Annotated in this window: 19 protein-coding genes; 4 read left to right on the top strand and 15 right to left on the bottom strand. The window is 64.9% G+C overall.

Annotated elements, in window-relative coordinates; genetic code table 11:
- Window positions 1-69 precede the first annotated feature (69 nt).
- Window positions 70-480: a hypothetical protein gene (locus CXQ89_RS01315; RefSeq protein ID WP_104053431.1), complete on the top strand. Its 411-nt coding sequence runs from the start codon at window positions 70-72 to the stop codon at window positions 478-480.
- 14 nt (window positions 481-494) lie between these two features.
- Here CXQ89_RS01315 and CXQ89_RS01310 read toward each other — a convergent pair whose 3' ends face one another.
- The 5 genes from CXQ89_RS01310 to CXQ89_RS01290 form a co-directional block, all read right to left on the bottom strand.
- Window positions 495-908, bottom strand: a complete 414-nt coding sequence (locus CXQ89_RS01310) for a hypothetical protein (RefSeq protein ID WP_181032194.1) — start codon at window positions 906-908, stop codon at window positions 495-497.
- 65 nt (window positions 909-973) lie between these two features.
- Window positions 974-1,570 carry a hypothetical protein gene (locus CXQ89_RS01305; RefSeq protein WP_104160024.1) on the bottom strand — a complete coding sequence of 199 codons (597 nt, stop codon included), beginning with the start codon at window positions 1,568-1,570 and terminating at the stop codon, window positions 974-976.
- Window positions 1,571-1,628: 58 nt separating this feature from the next.
- Entirely contained in the window at window positions 1,629-2,987 is a 1,359-nt protein-coding gene (locus CXQ89_RS01300; protein ID WP_104160647.1) for an MATE family efflux transporter, read from the bottom strand.
- Between the two features lie 9 nt (window positions 2,988-2,996).
- On the bottom strand, window positions 2,997-4,301 hold the full coding sequence (locus CXQ89_RS01295; RefSeq protein WP_104160023.1) for an MFS transporter: 1,305 nt from the start codon (window positions 4,299-4,301) through the stop codon (window positions 2,997-2,999).
- Window positions 4,302-4,339: 38 nt separating this feature from the next.
- Window positions 4,340-5,266, bottom strand: coding sequence for a DUF4031 domain-containing protein (locus CXQ89_RS01290; protein ID WP_258059777.1), 927 nt, complete (start codon window positions 5,264-5,266; stop codon window positions 4,340-4,342).
- Between the two features lie 84 nt (window positions 5,267-5,350).
- On the opposite strand from CXQ89_RS01290, the gene CXQ89_RS01285 reads away from it, so the two are divergent.
- Both CXQ89_RS01285 and CXQ89_RS01280 read left to right on the top strand, forming a co-directional pair.
- A complete protein-coding gene (locus CXQ89_RS01285) occupies window positions 5,351-6,457 on the top strand; it encodes a glycosyl hydrolase (RefSeq protein ID WP_104160022.1) in 1,107 nt (368 codons plus the stop codon).
- The gene (locus CXQ89_RS01280) at window positions 6,454-6,747 is read left to right on the top strand and encodes a MoaD/ThiS family protein (RefSeq protein ID WP_104053435.1); all 294 of its coding nucleotides are present in this window, start codon (window positions 6,454-6,456) and stop codon (window positions 6,745-6,747) included. The genes CXQ89_RS01285 and CXQ89_RS01280 overlap by 4 nt, the downstream gene beginning before the upstream one ends.
- Window positions 6,748-6,874: 127 nt before the next feature.
- Here the strand turns inward: CXQ89_RS01280 and CXQ89_RS01275 are convergent, their stop codons facing one another.
- Window positions 6,875-7,594 carry a transglycosylase family protein gene (locus tag CXQ89_RS01275; RefSeq protein WP_104160021.1) on the bottom strand — a complete coding sequence of 240 codons (720 nt, stop codon included), beginning with the start codon at window positions 7,592-7,594 and terminating at the stop codon, window positions 6,875-6,877.
- Window positions 7,595-7,970: 376 nt separating this feature from the next.
- Between CXQ89_RS01275 and CXQ89_RS01270 the strand changes: the two genes are divergently transcribed.
- A complete protein-coding gene (locus tag CXQ89_RS01270) occupies window positions 7,971-9,956 on the top strand; it encodes an APC family permease (RefSeq protein WP_104160020.1) in 1,986 nt (661 codons plus the stop codon).
- Between the two features lie 48 nt (window positions 9,957-10,004).
- Here CXQ89_RS01270 and CXQ89_RS01265 read toward each other — a convergent pair whose 3' ends face one another.
- From CXQ89_RS01265 to CXQ89_RS01225, 9 genes are all read right to left on the bottom strand, one after another.
- On the bottom strand, window positions 10,005-10,640 hold the full coding sequence (locus CXQ89_RS01265; protein WP_104053438.1) for a hypothetical protein: 636 nt from the start codon (window positions 10,638-10,640) through the stop codon (window positions 10,005-10,007).
- Window positions 10,641-10,726: 86 nt separating this feature from the next.
- Window positions 10,727-12,109, bottom strand: a complete 1,383-nt coding sequence (dnaB, locus tag CXQ89_RS01260; protein WP_104053439.1) for a replicative DNA helicase — start codon at window positions 12,107-12,109, stop codon at window positions 10,727-10,729.
- A 588-nt stretch (window positions 12,110-12,697) separates the two neighbouring features.
- Entirely contained in the window at window positions 12,698-13,147 is a 450-nt protein-coding gene (rplI, locus tag CXQ89_RS01255) for a 50S ribosomal protein L9 (protein ID WP_104053440.1), read from the bottom strand.
- Window positions 13,148-13,165: 18 nt separating this feature from the next.
- Entirely contained in the window at window positions 13,166-13,405 is a 240-nt protein-coding gene (gene rpsR / locus CXQ89_RS01250; RefSeq protein WP_003800144.1) for a 30S ribosomal protein S18, read from the bottom strand.
- A gap of 147 nt (window positions 13,406-13,552) precedes the next feature.
- Window positions 13,553-14,122: a single-stranded DNA-binding protein gene (locus CXQ89_RS01245; RefSeq protein ID WP_104053441.1), complete on the bottom strand. Its 570-nt coding sequence runs from the start codon at window positions 14,120-14,122 to the stop codon at window positions 13,553-13,555.
- Window positions 14,123-14,155: 33 nt separating this feature from the next.
- The gene (rpsF, locus tag CXQ89_RS01240; protein WP_104053442.1) at window positions 14,156-14,509 is read right to left on the bottom strand and encodes a 30S ribosomal protein S6; all 354 of its coding nucleotides are present in this window, start codon (window positions 14,507-14,509) and stop codon (window positions 14,156-14,158) included.
- Between the two features lie 205 nt (window positions 14,510-14,714).
- Window positions 14,715-15,989, bottom strand: coding sequence for a M18 family aminopeptidase (locus CXQ89_RS01235; RefSeq protein WP_104053443.1), 1,275 nt, complete (start codon window positions 15,987-15,989; stop codon window positions 14,715-14,717).
- Window positions 15,990-16,168: 179 nt separating this feature from the next.
- On the bottom strand, window positions 16,169-17,047 hold the full coding sequence (locus CXQ89_RS01230; protein WP_104160019.1) for an ABC transporter permease: 879 nt from the start codon (window positions 17,045-17,047) through the stop codon (window positions 16,169-16,171).
- Window positions 17,048-17,049: 2 nt separating this feature from the next.
- Window positions 17,050-18,018 (bottom strand): ATP-binding cassette domain-containing protein, encoded by a 969-nt coding sequence (locus CXQ89_RS01225; protein ID WP_104102430.1) that lies wholly within the window; start codon window positions 18,016-18,018, stop codon window positions 17,050-17,052.
- Between the last annotated feature and the right edge of the window lie 169 nt (window positions 18,019-18,187).

Raw genomic sequence — 18,187 nt, 5'->3', positions numbered from 1 at the left:
CCGGTTGGGCCTGCCTAGACTTGAGGGCGTCGAGCAGACGGCACCACGGCCTCTTCCTAGGACCTGTTCATGGATCAGAAGCTGCAGAACCTGTTCTTGTCCCTTCCATCCCGGACCGCCTGGATCATCATCGGCAGCTGCGCAGCGTACTGGCTCGCCTGCCTTACCGGCCTTTTGACGCCTCCCCTATCGGCGCCTCCGAACCTCGCGCTCTATTGGTTTTACGCCATGCTGATGCTGGCCCTGGCCTCCGGCCTTGCCGCCGTCGCGCTTGGAGGCCTGCTTGTCATACGGGGCCGGCGCGGCACTGTTGTATCCGCCGCCGCACAGCCCGGGTCAGGGGTGACGGATCGCGAGGACCGGGACCAGCTCGCCGGACTCGGCAGGATGCTTGATGGTCCCGAGAACCTGCGGGCATCTGAAAGCCCCGCTCCCCCGGTTAAAGACCCCGGAGGAAAGCAGCGTAAGCGGCGCCGCTAAGGGGCGGCGACTGACTAGGCGGTGGGGTCAGCAGGCCGGGATTCGCCGCCGGCTTCCGGCTGCGTGCTTTTGCTGCTCTCCCGGGCGGTGCCCTCCCCGGCCTTTGGCCCGGTGGCTGAGCCGGGGGCGCCGATGGAACCGGCCCCACCGGGAATCTTGGCGGAGCTGCGGTGTACGCCGGATCCTTCGCTGAGGTGGTCCGGGTTCGGCTTTTCCGTCATGAGGAGCAGCGAACAGATCAGGAGCGAGGCGATGAACGCGATTCCGGCAGCCGTGAGACCCAGATCCACCCGCAGTTCCTTCTCGGCGCCGCCGGTGGCAAAGATCATGGTGGCAACACCCGCAATCACAGCCAGCACGGCAGAGAAAATGAGCGGGGCCTTCACGGAGTTCCGCTTCTGCGGCCTTCCGGATGAGCTGTTCGCCACTATTGTTCCTCCTGCTGCGTTGAATGTTCTCAGTTCTACAGTAGGTAGAACCGGAGTTGTCTAGTTTACGGCTTTTGTCGGATGGCGGGCGACTGGCTCGGCTGGCCGCTGCCATGTGACCGGGCATCCCACCGGGCACCGAGTCCCGACGTTGCCAGCATCACGGCAATGATGATCGCCGAACCGCCGGTGACCCCCAGCATTGCGTGTGCCCCGAGGCCCATCAGCTGGACGACAGCCAGGATCAGGGCCGTTCCCAGGCTCACTGCCCCGGTGATCAGCCAGTCCCGTGCGGGCAGGAACGTTTTGCGGGACTTGGCCCAGAGGTAGAGTTCGACGACGCCCCCCACCACCAGGGCCAGGCCGGCAGCTGCAAGGAACGCTTCAACGGACCGAAGTGCCAGGACGGCCAGGCCTGCCAGTGCGTAGCCGGCGGCTTCCAGCAGCTGCAGGCTGCGGATCCGCGGTTCACCGCTGGTGCCCGCGAGGACGGCCATCCGCCAGACGGACACCCCCGTCAACAGCAGGTACAGGCCGCCGGCAACGGAGAGTACGCCCACGCCGGGTGACTGCCAAAAAACCGTAAGGATGGCAAAGGCAGCCGCCGTTGCGGACCGTAGGAGGATTGGTACCCACGGGGTGCCGTGGTTGGAATCGCCCACTGCCGAGCCTCCGCTTTCATGTCTGCGCAATCGTGTGGCCGGTTGGCCATCCACAAGCTTAGTCGCTTACGGCGCCCGGTGCCGCCCCGGTGACCATCCACGCATCCTGGCGCACCCGCCAGGTCAGGGTCACGGCACGTGCACTCATGTAGCCGAGGGCAAAGGCCGCCCACAGCCAGGCAATCCCGCCCGGGCCCTCCAGCCCCGACGCGTGGACCCACCACAGCAGCGGCAGGTAGGCCACAAGATTCAGCACCCCCGTGACCGCCAGGTACCGGGCGTCACCGGCACCGATGAGTACGCCGTCGAGCACAAAAACCAGCCCGCAGATTGGTTGGGACGCGGCCAGCACCCACAATCCCGCGGTGAGCGCGGACTGCACCCCGGCGTCGGGCGTGAAAATCCATCCGGCAAAGGGAGCGGCGGCCGCCAGCAGCGCTCCGGTGATGACGCCGAAGCCCACACCCCAGCGGATCATCCGGCGGGTCATCTCCCGTGCCAGTGCCCGGTTGCCGGCGCCAAGTTCCTTCCCGATGAGCGCCTGCGCGGCTATCGCCAGGGCATCCAGGGCAAAGGCCAGGAACGTGAACATGGTCATGACCAGCTGGTGGGCGGCGAGGGACTGTGGCCCCTGGGCGGTGGCGACGAGCACAGCGGCCAGCACGGCCAGGCGCAGGCTAAGCGTGCGCAGCATCAGCCAGGAGCCAACGTGGGCGGTAGCCCGGATTCCGGCGGCCGAGGGACGCAGCGGCACCCCGGCCCGGCGCACCATCCGTCCCACCAGAAGCAGATAGACGCCGGCCATTCCCCACTGGGTGATGCTGGTGCCCAGCGCGGACCCGGCCACTGAAAGGTTGAAGCCGTACACCAGCAGATAGTTCAGCCCGATGTTGACGCCGAAGCCCACGGCGGCGACCGCCAGCGGAGTGCGGGTGTCCTGCAGGCCGCGGAGCACTCCGGTGGCGGCCAGGACGACGAGCATTGCTGTCAGGCCCGGCATCGAATACTGCAGGTAATCCACGGCGAAGGCGTGCACTTCCCCGGTTGCCCCCAACGCGGTGGCGAGGGCGGGCGCAGCCAGGATGCCGGCGGCGGAGAGCAGCACCCCCAGGATGAGGGCCAGCCCGATGCCGTCCCGGCCGGCGGCCACGGCCTCGCGGTGGCGGTTGCCGCCCAGGTGCCGGGCCACGGTGCCGGTGGTGGAGTAGGCCAGGAAAACCATGAGGCCGACGGCGGTCTGCAGCACGGTGGATGCCAGGCCCACGCCGGCCAGCTCATTGACGCCCAGGTGGCCCACGATGGCGGAATCCGCGATCAGGAACAGCGGCTCGGCGATCAGCGCACCGAGTGCGGGTACGGCCAAGGCAAGGATGCGCCGGCCCAGGGAGGAGCCGGAGGTTTGTGCTGGAGTGCCCACCTTCAAAGTTTACGGTCCTCCGGGTGGCCCGGCCGCGCCGGCTGAATCAGCAGTGGAACCCGTGCCTGACTCCGGCGTGAGCACCACGGCAGCGGTTCCGGCTGCGAGAGCCATCAGGGCGCCCACAAATCCACTGAGTCCGGCCCAGCCCCAGGTCTGAAAGAAGATGCCGCCGACCCAGCCCAGCAGGCTCGATCCGGCGTAGTAAAAGAGGTTGTACAGCGACGAGGATTGGGCCCGGCCCGCAGTGGCGAGGAACGGCGCCCAGCCGGAGGCAATGGAGTGGGCAGCGAAGAATCCGCCCGTGAACACCACCAGCCCGGCAATCACTGCGGGCAGCCACGCAGTAAGCGTGAAGGCCAGCCCGGCGGCCATGACGGCAATGGAACCCAGCAGCACCGTTTTGCGGCCGCCGCGGCTGGCAAGCCGGCCGGCGAGAACTCCGGCGGACCGCGAGGACCAGGTACCGGCAAGGTAGGCCAGGAACAGGAAACTGGCCACACTCTGCGGCAGCGAAAACGGCGCGGCACCGAGCCGGAAGCCCAGATAGTTGTAGACCGCCACAAAGCCGCCCATCAGGAGGAACCCCTGCAGATACAGGCTCAGCTGCCGCGGGTTGCGCAGATTGGCCAGCAGGCGCCCGCCCAGTCCCGGACCCGGATCGGACCGGCGAAGCGGAGCAAATCCCTGCTGTTTCGGAGCGGTGAGCATGAACACGATACCGGCGGCGGCGGCCAGGAGGCTGACGACGCCGACGCCGACGCGCCAGTCCGCCGCATCGGCCACCGGAGCGGCAACCAGGCGCCCGGCCAGCCCGCCGATGGTGGTGCCGGAAACGTAGCTTCCGGCCGCGACGGCGGCGTGGACGCGTGATACTTCCTCGTTAAGGTAAGCCAGGGCAACAGCGGGAATCCCGCCCATGGCCGCCCCTTCGGCGAACCGCAGCACCAAAAGCACGGGCAGATCGGGGCTGAACGGCACCACCAGACCCAGCACCACCGCCGCGATGATCGCCAGCCGCATCACGGGCAACCGGCCAAACCTGTCCGCTGCAGCTGACCAGGGAATGACTGCTGCAGCCAGGCCCAAAGTTGCAGCCGAGACCGTAAGCGCGGCGGACGATGCGGTGATGTCCAGGTCCCGGGCCATTCCGGGCAGGATCCCCTGCACCGAGTACAGCTGCGCGAAGGTGGCCATGCCGGCCGCGGCCAGACCAATCAGCACACCCCGGTAACCCCGGCTGCCTTTGGCGTGCCCGGCCCACGGCTGGTCCCTGCTGCTTCCCGCTCCTGTTTCTGTCCCCTTGCGCACCATCAAACTGTAGGCCCTCCCCCTCCCAGCCTGCACCGCGGTCAGACCCGCTGCGGCAGTTCCCCTTCGGACATGAGGTTGCTGCGCGCCTGCTCTTCCCAGCGGGCGCGGGCAACGGGTGCGGAAAAGATCGGATCGAGTTTCAGCAGGTCGGCCACCACGCGGCGGCGGCCCGCTTCGAAGGCTGCATCATTCAGATGCGGATACTCCAGCCGAACATCAGCCAGATACCGGCGGTAAGCCTCCGGGCTTCGGCCCAGGACCGACAGATCTGCATCGCAGAGCAGCGCACCCGACACATCCCCGGGTTCCGGGCGGTGGCCGGCCGTCAGCCGGACCAGGCGCTGGACCAGGCGCTGGACCTCACGGATTTCCCGCGCCGGGCTTCCGGCTTCAGCGAGCAGGCTTCCGGCGAGGGAAGCTGAGTTCTCCTCGTCGTCGGCGGCGCCGCGGTACACGGCGTCGTGGAACCAGGCGGCCAGCAGCACCGTCCGCGGCGGCTCCCCGGAGAGCTGTTCCGCTGCTTCCAGCACCGCGAGCAGGTGCCGCCGGTCATGGTAGCGGCGGTGCGGTTCGCCCCAGCGGTTGAGCAGTTCCATGCCAACCTCGCGCACACCCGGAACCAGCACGTCCCAGCGGGCCAGAAGCGGATGCACGAGTGAGGAATTGCGCTCCCGCGCCTTGATCCGCAGACCGCTGCGGATGAGCACGCGCACCAGCATGCCGCCGTCGACCTCCACCGCCCCGCTGGCCACCAGATCCCGGTAGCGGTGCCGCGGTACGTCATAGTGGTCCAGGTCGAAGGCACGGGTGCTGATCCCGGCGGCTGCGGCGAAGGCGTGGAGCTCAGACAGCGACGTGTCCGAAACCAGATGTGAAAACACCGTGCCATGGGCGGGCCACCGCGGCGGATCGATATAGATCATCGCGCTGCGGGCCGGGACGGAGACAGGAAAGCCATATCCCATACCTACCGGACCCCCGCCCGGATTTCCACGCGAACCTTTCGGCATGCCCTTGTCCGTGCCGCGGGTCCATGGTCCAATACCTGCATGAATGAAGGGGACACTGCCGTCCTGGCCATCGGAACACGCAAGGGTTTGTGGCTGGCGACCAGTACCGACAGGCGTGATTGGAACCTGACCGGGCCGCACTTTTTGATGGAAGAGGTTGCTTCCGTGGCCCTGGATACCCGGGGTCCGGTTCCGCGGATCCTCGCGGGCATCATGGACTGGCACTGGGGCCCGTGCGTGGTCCACTCCGATGACCTTGGGCAGACCTGGAGTGAGCCGGAGGACGGCGCGGTCCGGTTCCCGCCGGACACCGGAGAAGGGCTCACGCGGGTCTGGCAGCTGCAGCCGGACAGTGCCGGGCGCCCCGGCGTGGTCTGGGCAGGTGCCGAACCCATTTCCGTGTGGAAATCCACCGATGGCGGAGAGCACTTCGAGATGAACCAGCCCTTCTGGGACCACCCGCACCGCAGCGGGTGGGGGGCCGGGTTCGGCGGAGCAGCCGCGCACACCGTTCTGCCCAGCCCGGACGATGACACCGTCCACGTGGCGATCAGCGTCGCGGGCGTCTACCGGACCGACGACGGCGGAGCGTCCTGGATACCGCGCAACACCGGCATCAGCGCCTATTTTCTTCCCGATCCTAATCCGGAGTACGGCCAGTGCGTGCATAAAGTGGCTCGTGATGCAGGTAATCCTGACCGGCTGTACGCCCAGAACCACCACGGCGTGTACCGCACTGACAACTCGGGCGATTCGTGGCAATCCATTGCGGACGGGCTGCCGGCGGATTTCGGTTTTGTCATGTTGGCGCATCCCACCAGGTCCGGCACCATCTGGACTATCCCCTTGAAGGCCGACGGCGAGCGCATTGCCCCTGAGGGACATCTGGCGGTGTACCGCAGCACGGACTCCGGGGATTCCTGGACGCGGCTCGACGACGGTCTTCCCGAGACCGATTTCAACGCGGTGCTGCGTGATGCCGCCGCTGTGGACAGCGCCGATCCTGCCGGAGTGTACTTCGGCACCCGCGGCGGGCAGGTGTTCGGCAGCGCCGACGAAGGGGACAGCTTCTCTCTCATTGCCGGCAATCTTCCGGACGTGCTCTGTGTTCGGGCCGGCATTGTGCCGGCGGGTTCCTTGGGATGACAGCGCCGCCGGTCCGCGTGGTTCTTCCTGCCGCACTCTCAGCCGATGCCGGAGGGCAGCGCGAACTCGTCCGCCCCGCGGGCCCGGAACTGACTGCAGCCGCCCTGCTGGACGGGCTGGCCGCCGACTATCCGCGGTTGGAACGCCGGATCCGGGATGAGGCAGGGAAGCTTCGCCGCTACGTGAACGTGTATCTCGACGGCGAAGAACTGCGTGCCCTCAACGGCCTGGACAGCCAGGTGCCCCCGGGCTGCGAGGTTTTGATCCTGGCGTCCGTGGCCGGTGGCTGAACGGCGGAGACATCCCTGATGCATCATCCCTATATAACGTGTGAAGGCGCCCCGCCGATGGCGGAGCGCCTTCACACTGTCATTTTCCGGTTCCCTAGCGATGCCGGGAATCCGGCTTAGACCTTCATTAGGCCGGCAACTGCAGGACCTGGCCGGTGAGGATCAGGTCATGGTGGATGAGCGAGTCGGCGTTGGCGTTGTACAGCGCCTGCCATCCACCTTCAATACCCAGCTTCTCCGCGATGGCGGAGAGCGTGTCACCGGGCTGGATGGTGTAGGTCTCACCGCTCACCGCCGGAGCAGGGGTCTGCACCGGTGCGAGCTCCTGGACCTGGGCTTCCGGCAGCACCGGAGTCTCAGGCACGACAGCCTCAGGGGCAACCTGGGTTTCCGGCTGGACCGGAGCTTCGGCTACGTATTCCTGCGTGGTCTGCGGCGCGGTGTACTGCTGGGTCTGCTCCGGAACGGTGGTCTGACTCTGGGTGCTCACCGAGCCGGTGGCACCGCCGGACAGGCCGAGCTTGGCGGAGCAGGCGGGCCATGCACCCCAGCCCTGGCCGGCGAGAACGCGCTCTGCCACGGCGATCTGCTGTTCGCGGCTGGCGGAGGCGGGGTCACCCGTGCCGCCGTAGGCTGCCCAGGTGCTCGGAAGGAACTGGAGGCCCCCGGAGAATCCGTTACCGGTGCTGATGCCCCAGTTACCGCCGCTCTCGCACTGTGCCAGTGCATCCCATGTACTTGCGTCGGCAGCCTGGGACGGTGCTGCGGTCAGTGCTACGCCTGCACCTGAGATGGCTGCTACTGCGAGTCCCCGGCGCACGGTTCGGCTGATCTTAGACTTGGTCATTGGTATTGGCTGCTCCTAGGGCCCACCTGCGTTCCACCCTTCCCAGGGCTTCCTTACGCCGTCGCCAACCCCCTGACGAATCGAGGTCATGGTACGGTGCCTGACGATGTGGCGACGTGAGATGGCTCGAGGCACCGAGCGCTGCGGCGGCACCTGGAACGGCGCCCGCCTGATGCCGGGACTTGGATGCCCGGCGGGGTTCGTTTTTTGAACCGTTAACCACGTTAGGGCAACTGCCCTTAGATAACAAATTGATATCGGTCACGCAAAACTGTCTGACCCGGGGCACCGCGATCGACGGCTGATCGCCTGCTTCAGGCCGCTCCACCTGCCGTTTCTAGACAGCGTGCCAGCGGCAGGTCTAGGGTTTGACCTCGTGCTGACATTCTTCAATGCGCTCAAACGCGTTCTGGTCGGGCGCCCCTACGGCAATGAACGGCTGGCGCACACCCTGCTTCCCAAGCGCATCGCACTGCCGGTCTACGCCTCCGATGCCCTCTCTTCCGCAGCTTACGCTCCGGACGAAATTCTGCTTACCCTGGCCCTCGCCGGTGTCACTGCGGTAACGCTCTCACCGTGGGTCGGTCTTGCTGTGATCATCGTCCTACTGACGGTAGTGGCGTCTTACCGGCAAAACGTCCATGCCTACCCCTCCGGCGGCGGGGACTACGAAATTGCCAGCACCAACCTGGGCAAGCCCGCCGGATTGACAGTTGCTTCGGCACTGCTGGTGGATTACGTGCTGACGGTCGCCGTCTCGATGTCCTCGGCCTCCCACTATCTGATAACGGCGGTGCCTGCCCTGAACGGACTCCAGGCACCGATTGCCGCCGTTGGCGTGGCCGTCCTGGTCCTGGTCAACCTGCGCGGCATCCGTGAAGCGGGAGCGGTATTCGCGGTGCCCACCTACGTTTTCATGGCCTCGGTGCTGGGCATGTGCGCTATTGGCGCGTTTCAGGCAGCCACCGGCAGCCTGGGCCAGGCGCCGTCGGCAGGCTTTGACCTGGTGCCGGAATCGGGACTGGACAGCGGCCTGGTGGGACTGGCCGGCGCGTTCCTGCTTCTGCGGGCCTTCTCCTCGGGGGCGGCGGCCCTGACCGGGGTGGAAGCAATCAGCAACGGAGTTCCCACCTTCCGCAAGCCCAAAAGCACCAATGCGGCCAGTACCCTGCTGCTCCTGGGTGGAATCTCGGCGGCAATGCTGGCGGGAATCCTGGCGCTGGCCAACGCCACCAACGTCCGCGTCGTACAGGATCCGGCCACCCAGCTGATCTATGACGGCAGCGCGGTCGGTTCTGAATACGTGCAGCATCCGGTCATCAGCCAACTCGCGGAAACGATCTTCGGTGACGGCAGCCTCGCCTTCTACATCGTGATTGCCGCCACCGGACTGATCCTGGTCTTTGCCTCAAACACCGCCTTCAACGGATTTCCCGTACTGGCCTCCATCCTTGCCAAGGACGGCTTCCTGCCGCGTCAGATGCGCACCCGCGGAGACCGGCTCGCCTTCAGCAACGGCATCGTGGCCCTGGGATTGGGTGCACTGGTTCTGATCCTGCTTTTTGACGCCGATGTCACCCGGCTGATCCAGCTCTACATTGTCGGAGTGTTCGTCTCATTCACAGCCAGCCAGCTGGGCATGATCCGGCATTGGACGGCCCGGCTGCGTACGGAACGAAGCCGGGACGCGCGGCGCGGCATGAAGCGCTCCCGCATCATTAACGCCGTCGGGTTCGGCATGACCGCGCTGGTTCTGGTGATTGTCCTGGTCACGAAGTTCACCCACGGCGCCTGGATTGCCCTGCTGGCCATGGGCATGCTGTACCTGCTGATGTTCCTCATCCGGTCCCACTATGACTCGGTAGCCCGGGAACTGGCCGTGGATGACGACGTGCAGGGCCTCGCACTGCCGTCGCGGGTCAATGCCGTGATCCTGGTATCCAAGGTCCACAAACCCGCCCTGCGGGCGCTGGCCTACGCTCGCGCGTCGCGCCCTTCAAGCCTGAACGCCATCATTGTGGACATCGACCCCGAAGACACCAAGCGGGTGATGGAGCAGTGGGACCGGATGCAGATCCCGGTGCCGCTGACCGTGCTGTCGTCCCCGTACCGCGAGACTGTGTCCCCCGTACTCACGTATCTTCGCGAGGCCCGGCGGAATTCTCCCCGTGAACTCTTTGTGGTCTACATCCCCGAGTACGTCGTAGGGCGCTGGTGGGAGCAGCTGGTACACAACCAGACCGCGCTGCGCATGAAGGCCCGCCTGCACTTTGAACCGGGCATCATGGTGGCCAGCGTTCCCTGGCAGCTGGCGTCCAGCCGGGATCGGAACGCTACGCCCACACCGGGTTCCGGGCTGTAACGCCCCCGGAAACCGGGCGTCCCGCAGCCTCTGCGGTTCCTGCGGACGTCAGCTGTCAGCGCCGGGGGCGGACAATCCCCTGCCGGCGAGGACCGACTGGTAGGCATAGTCCGTGAGCCGGCTCTCTGCGTGTGCCTGCACCACGTTCTCGAAGGACCGCGGCTCGGATTCGGCCGTGTACGGGAAGTGGATCAGCTCAGCGATCAGCTCCCACTCTTCGGCAATGGTGTCGATAAGGTCATCGGGGGTTTCCTCCGGGCCGGGGCCGCCGCCAAGGACAGTCCATGTTCCCTCCGGAACGCGGTAGGCCTCCAGCCGGTCCAGGTCGGCAACGAGTTCTTCCAGGGACCCGTATTCGGTCTGGGCCTCGGGCGGGACGGAACCGTCCGGCGTCGCCAGCTGGCTCACGAATCCGGTTTCCAGCGGGAAGACGGACGTCGGCACGGGCTCGCCCTCCTCCAGATAGGCGGGCAGCTGTGACGGCATCCAGTACCAGGCGTCGCCGTCGAGCGCGCCGCCGGGCTGGTTCCGCTCGCTGATCCAGCCGCGGGACGTCAGCAGAGCCTCACCCTCGTCACTGGTAAAGGATTCGGTGTTGCCGAAAATCCGGTTCGTTTCATGCTCGGCGCGGCGGGCCTGCTTCTTCTTGGCGACTGCCTTCTTGCGGGGCTTGGACTTGGGCACGGAACTCCTTGGATACGGCTGGTCGGGGGTGGCACCGTGAGCGGACACGGGGCCGACCGGCAGCACCAATTCTAGTCGGGCGGCGGCTAGAAGCCTGAGCCGCCCTCCACCGCCATGTTGGAGAAGCGGGAGTAATGGCCCTGAAAGCCCACCACGATGGTTTTGGTGGGCCCGTTGCGGTGCTTGGCCACAATGACGTCTGCCTCGCCGGCGCGCGGGGATTCCTTGTCATAGATGTCTTCACGGTGCAGCAGGATGACCATGTCGGCGTCCTGCTCAATGGAGCCGGATTCACGGAGGTCGGACACCATGGGTTTCTTGTCGGTGCGCTGCTCAGAGCCTCGGTTCAGCTGGGAGAGCGCAATCACCGGCACTTCCAACTCCTTGGCCAGCAGTTTCAGCGCACGGGAGAACTCCGAAACTTCCTGCTGCCGGGACTCCACCTTTTTGCCCGAGGACATCAGCTGCAGGTAATCCAACACCACCAGCTTGAGGTCATGGCGCTGCTTCAGGCGGCGGCACTTGGCCCGGATCTCCATCAGGGACATGTTCGGGCTGTCATCGATGAACAGCGGGGCGTCATTCATCCGGCCCATGGTGGTGGCAATCTTGCCCCACTGCTCGTCCTTGATGGTTCCCTTGCGCAGGTCCTGCAGCCCGATGGTTGCCTCGGCCGAAAGCAGGCGCATGGCAATCTCGTTGCGGCCCATTTCCAGCGAGAAGAAGACAGTGGTCATGTTGTTCTTGATGGCCGCGGACCTGGCGAAGTCCAGCGCGAACGTGGACTTACCGACAGCCGGACGGGCGGCAATGACGATCATTTGTCCGGGGTGCAGCCCCTGGGTCAGCTCGTCGAGTTCGTAGAAGCCGGTGGGCACACCGGTCATGCCTTCGCCGCGGTGGCCGGCCGACTCAATCTCGTCCACCGTTCCTTCGATGATGTCCTTGAGCGGTACGTAGTCCTCGGCCGTGCGGCGCTCAGCCACGGCGTATACCTCGGCCTGGGCAGCGTTGACGATGTCGTCGACTTCCATGCCGTCGCTGGAGTAGCCCAGTTGGACGATCTTGGTGCCGGCGTCCACAAGCCGGCGGAGGACCGCACGTTCACGCACAATCTCCGCGTAGAAACCGGCGTTGGCAGCGGTGGGAACCGACTGGATCAGGGTGTGCAGATACGCGGGCCCGCCGATGCGGCCAATCTCACCGCGCTTGGTGAGTTCATCCGACACGGTGACGGCGTCCGCGGGCTCGCCGCGGCCGTACAGGTCAATGATGGCTTCGAAAATGGACTCGTGCGCAGGGCGGTAGAAGTCAATGCCGCGCAGGACCTCAACGACGTCGGCGATGGCGTCCTTGGAGAGCATCATGCCGCCCAGGACCGACTGCTCGGCAACCAGGTCCTGCGGCGGTGTCCGCGCAAAGTCGGAGCCCGAACTCGATGCCGGTGAGTCAGTATGCGTGAGCGACACTGTGTAACCCTTTCCCAAGGTACTGCTGTGGTGCGATCCCTGCCCGGTGGGCAGCTGCTTCAGGTCTATCCCGCCGCGGTGACACTTTCGTGTGCGGCGGCTGCCGGTCCAACGGCACCGTCCCGGTAAGGGGCAAGGAGTCGAATAGGAGGGATTCACCCGCAACCGTAGTCCTGAAACCGCCTGCTCCCAAACGAGTTATCCACAAGCCTTGTGGACAAGGTGTTCATAACTGGGCGTGTCTTGTGCACAGGTTGGGTATAAGGGTGTGGATAAACTATTAATTTCTCTCAAAACATGGCTCTGACATGGGGAAACGTTCATCCACACCTGTGTATAGGAGGTATTTTTCGTCAACATTCATCACCTGGTTTCAGGTTGACAGATGATAAAAACAGGCCTATGGGGTGAAGTTATCCCCGGCGGGCAGGCAATTTTCCACAGCCGATATCCACAGACACGCCGCGGTGTGGCCGCCCAGGGGTGCACAACGTCCGCTGAGGCTTCCGGGCATGCAAAAGCGCCCCCCGCTAACGCGGAGGGCGCTGACGCGCTACACGCCCTCAGGGCGTGTTGACGGCCGAATTACTAGCTGGCTACGACGTTGAGGTCGATGACAGCAGCAACGTCGTCGTGCAGACGAACGTTGGCCTGGAAGGAGCCAACCGACTTGATGTGAGTCGGCAGTTCAACCTTGCGCTTGTCGATGGTGCCGAGACCGGCAGCCTCAACAGCAGCAGCAACGTCGGCGGGCTTGACCGTGCCGAAGAGGCGTCCGGACTCGCCGGCCTTGACGGTCAGGGTGACCGGCTTGGCGGAGAGTGCAGCAGCCTGCTTCTGAGCATCTTCCAGGGAAGCGTGCTCGCGGGCAGCGCGGGCAGCCTTGATGGACTCAACCTGCTTCTCGCCACCCTTGGTCCAGGTCAGAGCGAAGCCACGGGGCAGCAGGAAGTTACGTGCGTAACCGTCCTTTACCTCGATGACGTCGCCGGCAGCGCCGAGACCGGTTACTTCGTGGGTCAGAATGAGCTTTGCCATGTGTTTAGGTTCCTTTCCTTAGCCGCGGCCAGCGCCGGAGTACGGCAGGAGAGCAACTTCACGGGCATTCTTGATTGCCTGTGCAATTTTGCGCTGTTCCTGCACGGTTACGCCAGTTACGCGACGGGCGCGGATCTTTCCGCGGTCGGAAATGAACTTGCGCAGCAATGCTACGTCCTTGTAGTCGATGACAGTGATGTCAGCGGCCTTCAAGGGATTGGACTTTGGTTTGGGCTTGCGAAGTTCAGCCTTAGCCATCGTGGAGCTCCTTATGTCTGGTGGAGCCCGTGGATCATTCCACGGGATGGGCTCGACGGCGAATGCCGTCTGAGGTTGCGCCCGAAGGCGCAGGGGTGAAGTGCTGCACGCTTACCGCGAGGCAAACGTGCCGCTCCTCGGTTGAGATTAGAAGGGAGGATCGTTGGAATCCGGTCCGTTGCCCCAGCCGCCGGCGTTTCCGCCGCCTGCAGGAGCACCCCAGGGATCGTCAGCCGGCGCAGCCTGTGGCTGCTGCTGGCCGCCGCCCCATGCGGGGTTGGAATTGCCGCCGAAGCCGCTGTTTCCGGAGTTTCCGCTGTTGCCGCCAAAGCCGCCGCCACCGCCGCCGGAGCGCTGGGTGCGGGTAACCTTCGCGGAAGCGTACCGAAGCGAGGGGCCGATCTCGTCGACCTCAAGCTCCATTACGGTGCGCTTTTCGCCTTCTTTGGTTTCATACGAACGCGACTTCAGGCGGCCCTGGCAAACAACACGCGTCCCCTTGGTCAGGGATTCGGCCACGTTCTCAGCAGCTTCGCGCCACACAGATGCCCGGAGGAACAGCGTTTCGCCGTCCTTCCAGTCATTTGACGTGCGGTCGAAGGTCCGCGGAGTCGAGGCAATGGTGAAGTTGGCCACTGCCGAACCTGACGGCGTGAACCGGAGTTCCGGATCATTCGTTAGGTTGCCGACGACGGTAATAGTTGTCTCGCCTGCCATGTTGCCTCCTGATATCGGTTTGGTTTGCAGAAATTACTCTGCGGAAACCTTTGCAGCTTCAGCCTTAGCGGCCTTCTTGGCATCCTTCTTCGAGATCTTCTGCTCTTCCGGGCGGATGATCTTGGTGCGCATGATGGTCTCGTTCAGGCTCAGCTGGCGATCCAGTTCAGCAGCAGCTGCAGGCGTCGCGGTGAAGTTAACCACTGCGTAGATGCCTTCAGTCTTCTTCTGGATTTCGTAGGCGAGGCGGCGACGGCCCCAGATGTCGACCTTGTCGATGGTTCCACCATCGTTGCGGACAACATTGAGGAACTTGTCGAGCGAAGGCTCGACTGTACGCTCTTCTACCTCGGGGTCGATGATAACCATCAGTTCATAAGCACGCATTTGTGAACCCACCTCCTTTGGGCTATACGGTCACGGCATTTCCGTAACAGGAGGTTCTTTTGCGTTGTCGTCCCGCCGGGCCTGGGTGACCAGGGGGCAGGAAAAGCGTCGGCAAGGCCGACAGCACAGACTTAGCTAGTCTACCGGACGGCGGCAGGTGTTTCTGACGCCGCGCACCCGGAACCGGCATCTGCGCCGGTTGGCGTCAGCGGATAAAGAACACTTCACTCACCCGTGAAAGGTAGAAGGGATCCTGCACACCGGCCATCTCCCGGGCCGAATGCATGGACAGCAGCGGAATACCGACGTCGACGGTACGGATCCCCAGACGGGTGGCGGTCAGCGGCCCGATGGTGGACCCGCAGGGCATCGAGTTATGGGAAACGAACTCCTGGTAGGGAATTCCGGCGTCCCGGCATAGCCGGGCCCAGCGGGCGGCACCGGGAGCATCTGTGGTGTAGCGCTGGTTGGCGTTGATTTTGAGCAGCGGACCGCCGTTGAGCACGGGATGGTTGGCCGGATCATGGCGCTCGGCATAGTTGGGATGCACGGCGTGGCCGGCATCCGCGGAGATGCAGAACGACGCCGCGAAAGCCTGCTGCCGCTCCGCCTCCGACGCGCCCAGCCCGGCCGTAATCCGGTTCAGCACATCTTCCAGGAAGGGGCCTGCAGCGCCGGACCGGCTCCCGCTGCCCACCTCCTCGTGGTCGAAAGCAGCCAGCACGGCGATGGAGCCGTCCGTCTTGTTCTCCGCGGCGGCAATCAGCGCGGCCAAACCGGCATGGACCGAGGACAGGTTATCCAGCCGTCCTGAGGCGAAGAACTCATTCTCGGCGCCAAAGGTCCGCGGCTCCTGGGTGTCGGCGGCCACGATGTCGTAGCCGCCGATCTCCTCCGGCGCCAGGCCTGCTTTCGCGGCCAAAAGGCCCACCAGGTCTGCGGCGGAGGGGTCCCCCAGGCCCCAGACCGGGTTCATATGCTGCTGCTTATCCAGCTTCAGGCCCTCGTTCACGGCGCGGTCCAGATGGATGGCCAGCTGTGGAAAACGCATCAGCGGTCCGGTTTCCACCAGCCGCTCCTCGCCGTCGAAGGTGACCAGACGCCCGGCGAGCTGGAGTTCGCGGTCCAGCCAGGAATTCAGCAGCGGTCCCCCGTACACCTCCACGCCGGCCTGCAGCCACCCCAGCCGTCCGGTGGTGGGGCGGGGCTTGAGCTTGAAGGACGGCGAATCAGTGTGGGTGCCCAGGATCGAGAATCCCGTTCCGGGTCCGGCTCCTTCCGGAACGATCCAGGCGATCAGGGCACCGTCCCGCACCACGAGGTACTTCCCGGGCCCGGCCGGCCAGGACCGGTCCTCGCCGAGTTCGGTGAACCCGGCAGCCGCGAGGCGGCGCGCGCCCTCACGGGCCGCATGGAAGCTGGAGGGGGAGGCGCTGACAAAAGCGCCAAGGTCATGAATGTGATCCAATGCATCAGGCATACTCCGATTCAACCAGAGCCTGCTCCGCGCGCGTAATGGCTGCCCGAAACCGTGGACTGCCAACTTGTTAAACACAAAAACTCCCCGCTGTGGAGGAGTTTGAGTGCCCGGCAACGGGGATCCGGGGAAAGAGGCTGCGGCCGTTCTTCCGCATCCTCCGTCCCCGAAGAATTCAGTCCCTAGACGTCGCGGCGTTTGGCCACGAGCAGGGAGATGATCAACAGCGCCACAGCCCAGGCCGCCATAACCAGGCCGCCTTCGAGGGCGGTGAGCTGCCCGGCTTCATCAGCTGGAATCAGGAGCATCCGGTCCCCGGCGTTGGTGGGGAGGAAGCGGGCGGCGTCAGGGATCCAGTCGGCCAGCCCCTGAATGAGGTTCACGATGATCACGGGGAAGACGAAGAACAAGCCAATGGCCGTCACCACGCCGCCGGCAGTGTTGCGCAGGAGCGTGCCGATCCCCATGGAGATCACTGCGATGAACGCCAGATAGGTTCCGGTGTTCAGGATGGAGCGCAGCACCCCGTCGGCAGCCAGGTCGAACTCCAGATTTTCCGCGGCGAGGATTGGCTGGGCCAGGAAATAGGAGATGAATGCCGCGCCGGCACCCAGGACAAAGGCGATGAGGGCAATCACAAGGTTCTTGGCCAGCAGGGCAGGAATGCGGGTGGGAACGGCCACCATGGTGGACCGGATCATGCCGGTGCCCCACTCAGAGGCGATCAGGACAACCGCCAGTGAGGCAATCAGCAGTTGGCCGAAGATGTAGCCGCTGGCCGGTGCCATCAGCGCCTGCTCCCGGAGCATGTCCATGCCTCCACCCATCTGGGCCTGCATTTCCGGAGAAGCGTCCGCCATGAACCCAACGGACACTGCTAACTGCCAGGCATAAAGGGCGCTGAGTCCCACCATGACGACGAGCGTGATGCCCAGGAGGATCACGGTGGAGGGCACGGTGGTGACCTTGATCCACTCCGAGCGCAGGATGCGCCCGAAACTCAGGCCCGAGCCGTCCCGGCTTCGAGCCGGAGCAGGTGTTGGTGCTGTTTGGATGCTCATGCTTACTTTCCTCCGCCGCTGATCAAAGTGGCTTCGGCTGCGGGGGCCTGTGCCTCTGGCTGCTCGATGGCCTGTGACTGGTATTCGACCTGGTCCCGGGTCAGTTCCATGTACGCCTCTTCGAGGGAGGACTGGCGGGGTGTCAGTTCATAGATCAGGATCTGCCGGGCCAGGGCGGCCTCGGCGATGCTGCGCGGATCCCGGCCGGTAATCTCCAGGAGGTCCGGTTCCAGCTGCGTGAACGTGGTTTCACGGTTCTCTAGTTCACGGCGCAGTTCTTCCGGCTGGTCTGTGCGCACCAGCGTGCGGATCTTGTCCTGCCCGGCAATGATCTCGGTAATCGGTGCATCGGCAATGATCCGGCCGCGCCCGATCACGATCAGGTGATCCGCGGTGACGGCCATTTCGCTCATCAGGTGCGAGGAAAGGAACACCGTGCGTCCCTCAGAAGCCAGCCCCTTGGCCAGGTTGCGGACCCACAGGACCCCCTCCGGATCCAGTCCGTTGACCGGCTCGTCGAAGATCAGGGTCTGGGGGTCGCCCAGCAGTGCGACGGCGATGCCCAGCCGCTGCCCCATGCCCAGCGAGAAGCCGCCCACCCGCCTCTTTGCCACCGGACCCAGCCCGGTCAGTTCAATGACTTCGTTGACCCGCTTGTTGGAGATGCCGTGGGTGGCAGCCAGGGCGCGCAGGTGGTTGTACGCAGAGCGCTTGGTGTGGACGGCCTTCGCATCCAGCAGGGCCCCCACCTCATGCAGGGGCGCCTTGTGCTGCTTGTAGGGCTTGCCGTTGACGGTGACGGCACCGCCGGTGGGACGGTCCAGTCCCACGATCATGCGCATGGTGGTTGACTTGCCGGCGCCGTTCGGGCCGAGAAAGCCGGTGACTTTGCCCGGCTGGACGGTAAATGAAACGTTGTCCACGGCGGTTTTGGCACCGTAGCGTTTCGAGAGGCCGAGTGCCTCAATCATGGTGATCCTCACATTGGGCGGAAATACATTGGGCGGAAGAAAATCTTGGGGGGCTTCCCCCACCCTAGAGGAGCGGACGGCAGCCCGCACCGTCCTAGAGGATGATTTCGGTGCTTTTCCGGGTCCCCCCGGAGGATGACTCAGGGAAGACCCTGAGTCCGTTCAGGCG

It is taken from the genome of Arthrobacter sp. ZGTC212 (genome assembly GCF_002929255.1).
In the GTDB taxonomy this organism is placed as follows: Bacteria; Actinomycetota; Actinomycetes; order Actinomycetales; family Micrococcaceae; genus Arthrobacter_B; species Arthrobacter_B sunyaminii.
Note: the sequence above shows the minus strand (reverse complement) of the source record. Positions and strands in the feature narration are given on the sequence as shown.

What these genes read in the sequence shown, in the direction of transcription:
- rpsR (WP_003800144.1), bottom strand. Translation starts at nt 13,405, where the DNA reads ATGGCTAAGGCTGAACTTCGCAAGCCCAAACCAAAGTCCAATCCCTTG.
- CXQ89_RS01245 (WP_104053441.1), bottom strand. Translation starts at nt 14,122, where the DNA reads ATGGCAGGCGAGACAACTATTACCGTCGTCGGCAACCTAACGAATGAT.
- rpsF (WP_104053442.1), bottom strand. Translation starts at nt 14,509, where the DNA reads ATGCGTGCTTATGAACTGATGGTTATCATCGACCCCGAGGTAGAAGAG.
- CXQ89_RS01295 (WP_104160023.1), bottom strand. Translation starts at nt 4,301, where the DNA reads ATGGTGCGCAAGGGGACAGAAACAGGAGCGGGAAGCAGCAGGGACCAG.
- CXQ89_RS01290 (WP_258059777.1), bottom strand. Translation starts at nt 5,266, where the DNA reads ATGGGATATGGCTTTCCTGTCTCCGTCCCGGCCCGCAGCGCGATGATC.
- CXQ89_RS01230 (WP_104160019.1), bottom strand. Translation starts at nt 17,047, where the DNA reads ATGAGCATCCAAACAGCACCAACACCTGCTCCGGCTCGAAGCCGGGAC.
- rplI (WP_104053440.1), bottom strand. Translation starts at nt 13,147, where the DNA reads ATGGCAAAGCTCATTCTGACCCACGAAGTAACCGGTCTCGGCGCTGCC.
- CXQ89_RS01275 (WP_104160021.1), bottom strand. Translation starts at nt 7,594, where the DNA reads ATGACCAAGTCTAAGATCAGCCGAACCGTGCGCCGGGGACTCGCAGTA.
- CXQ89_RS01315 (WP_104053431.1), top strand. Translation starts at nt 70, where the DNA reads ATGGATCAGAAGCTGCAGAACCTGTTCTTGTCCCTTCCATCCCGGACC.
- CXQ89_RS01225 (WP_104102430.1), bottom strand. Translation starts at nt 18,018, where the DNA reads ATGATTGAGGCACTCGGCCTCTCGAAACGCTACGGTGCCAAAACCGCC.
- CXQ89_RS01285 (WP_104160022.1), top strand. Translation starts at nt 5,351, where the DNA reads ATGAATGAAGGGGACACTGCCGTCCTGGCCATCGGAACACGCAAGGGT.
- CXQ89_RS01280 (WP_104053435.1), top strand. Translation starts at nt 6,454, where the DNA reads ATGACAGCGCCGCCGGTCCGCGTGGTTCTTCCTGCCGCACTCTCAGCC.
- CXQ89_RS01235 (WP_104053443.1), bottom strand. Translation starts at nt 15,989, where the DNA reads ATGCCTGATGCATTGGATCACATTCATGACCTTGGCGCTTTTGTCAGC.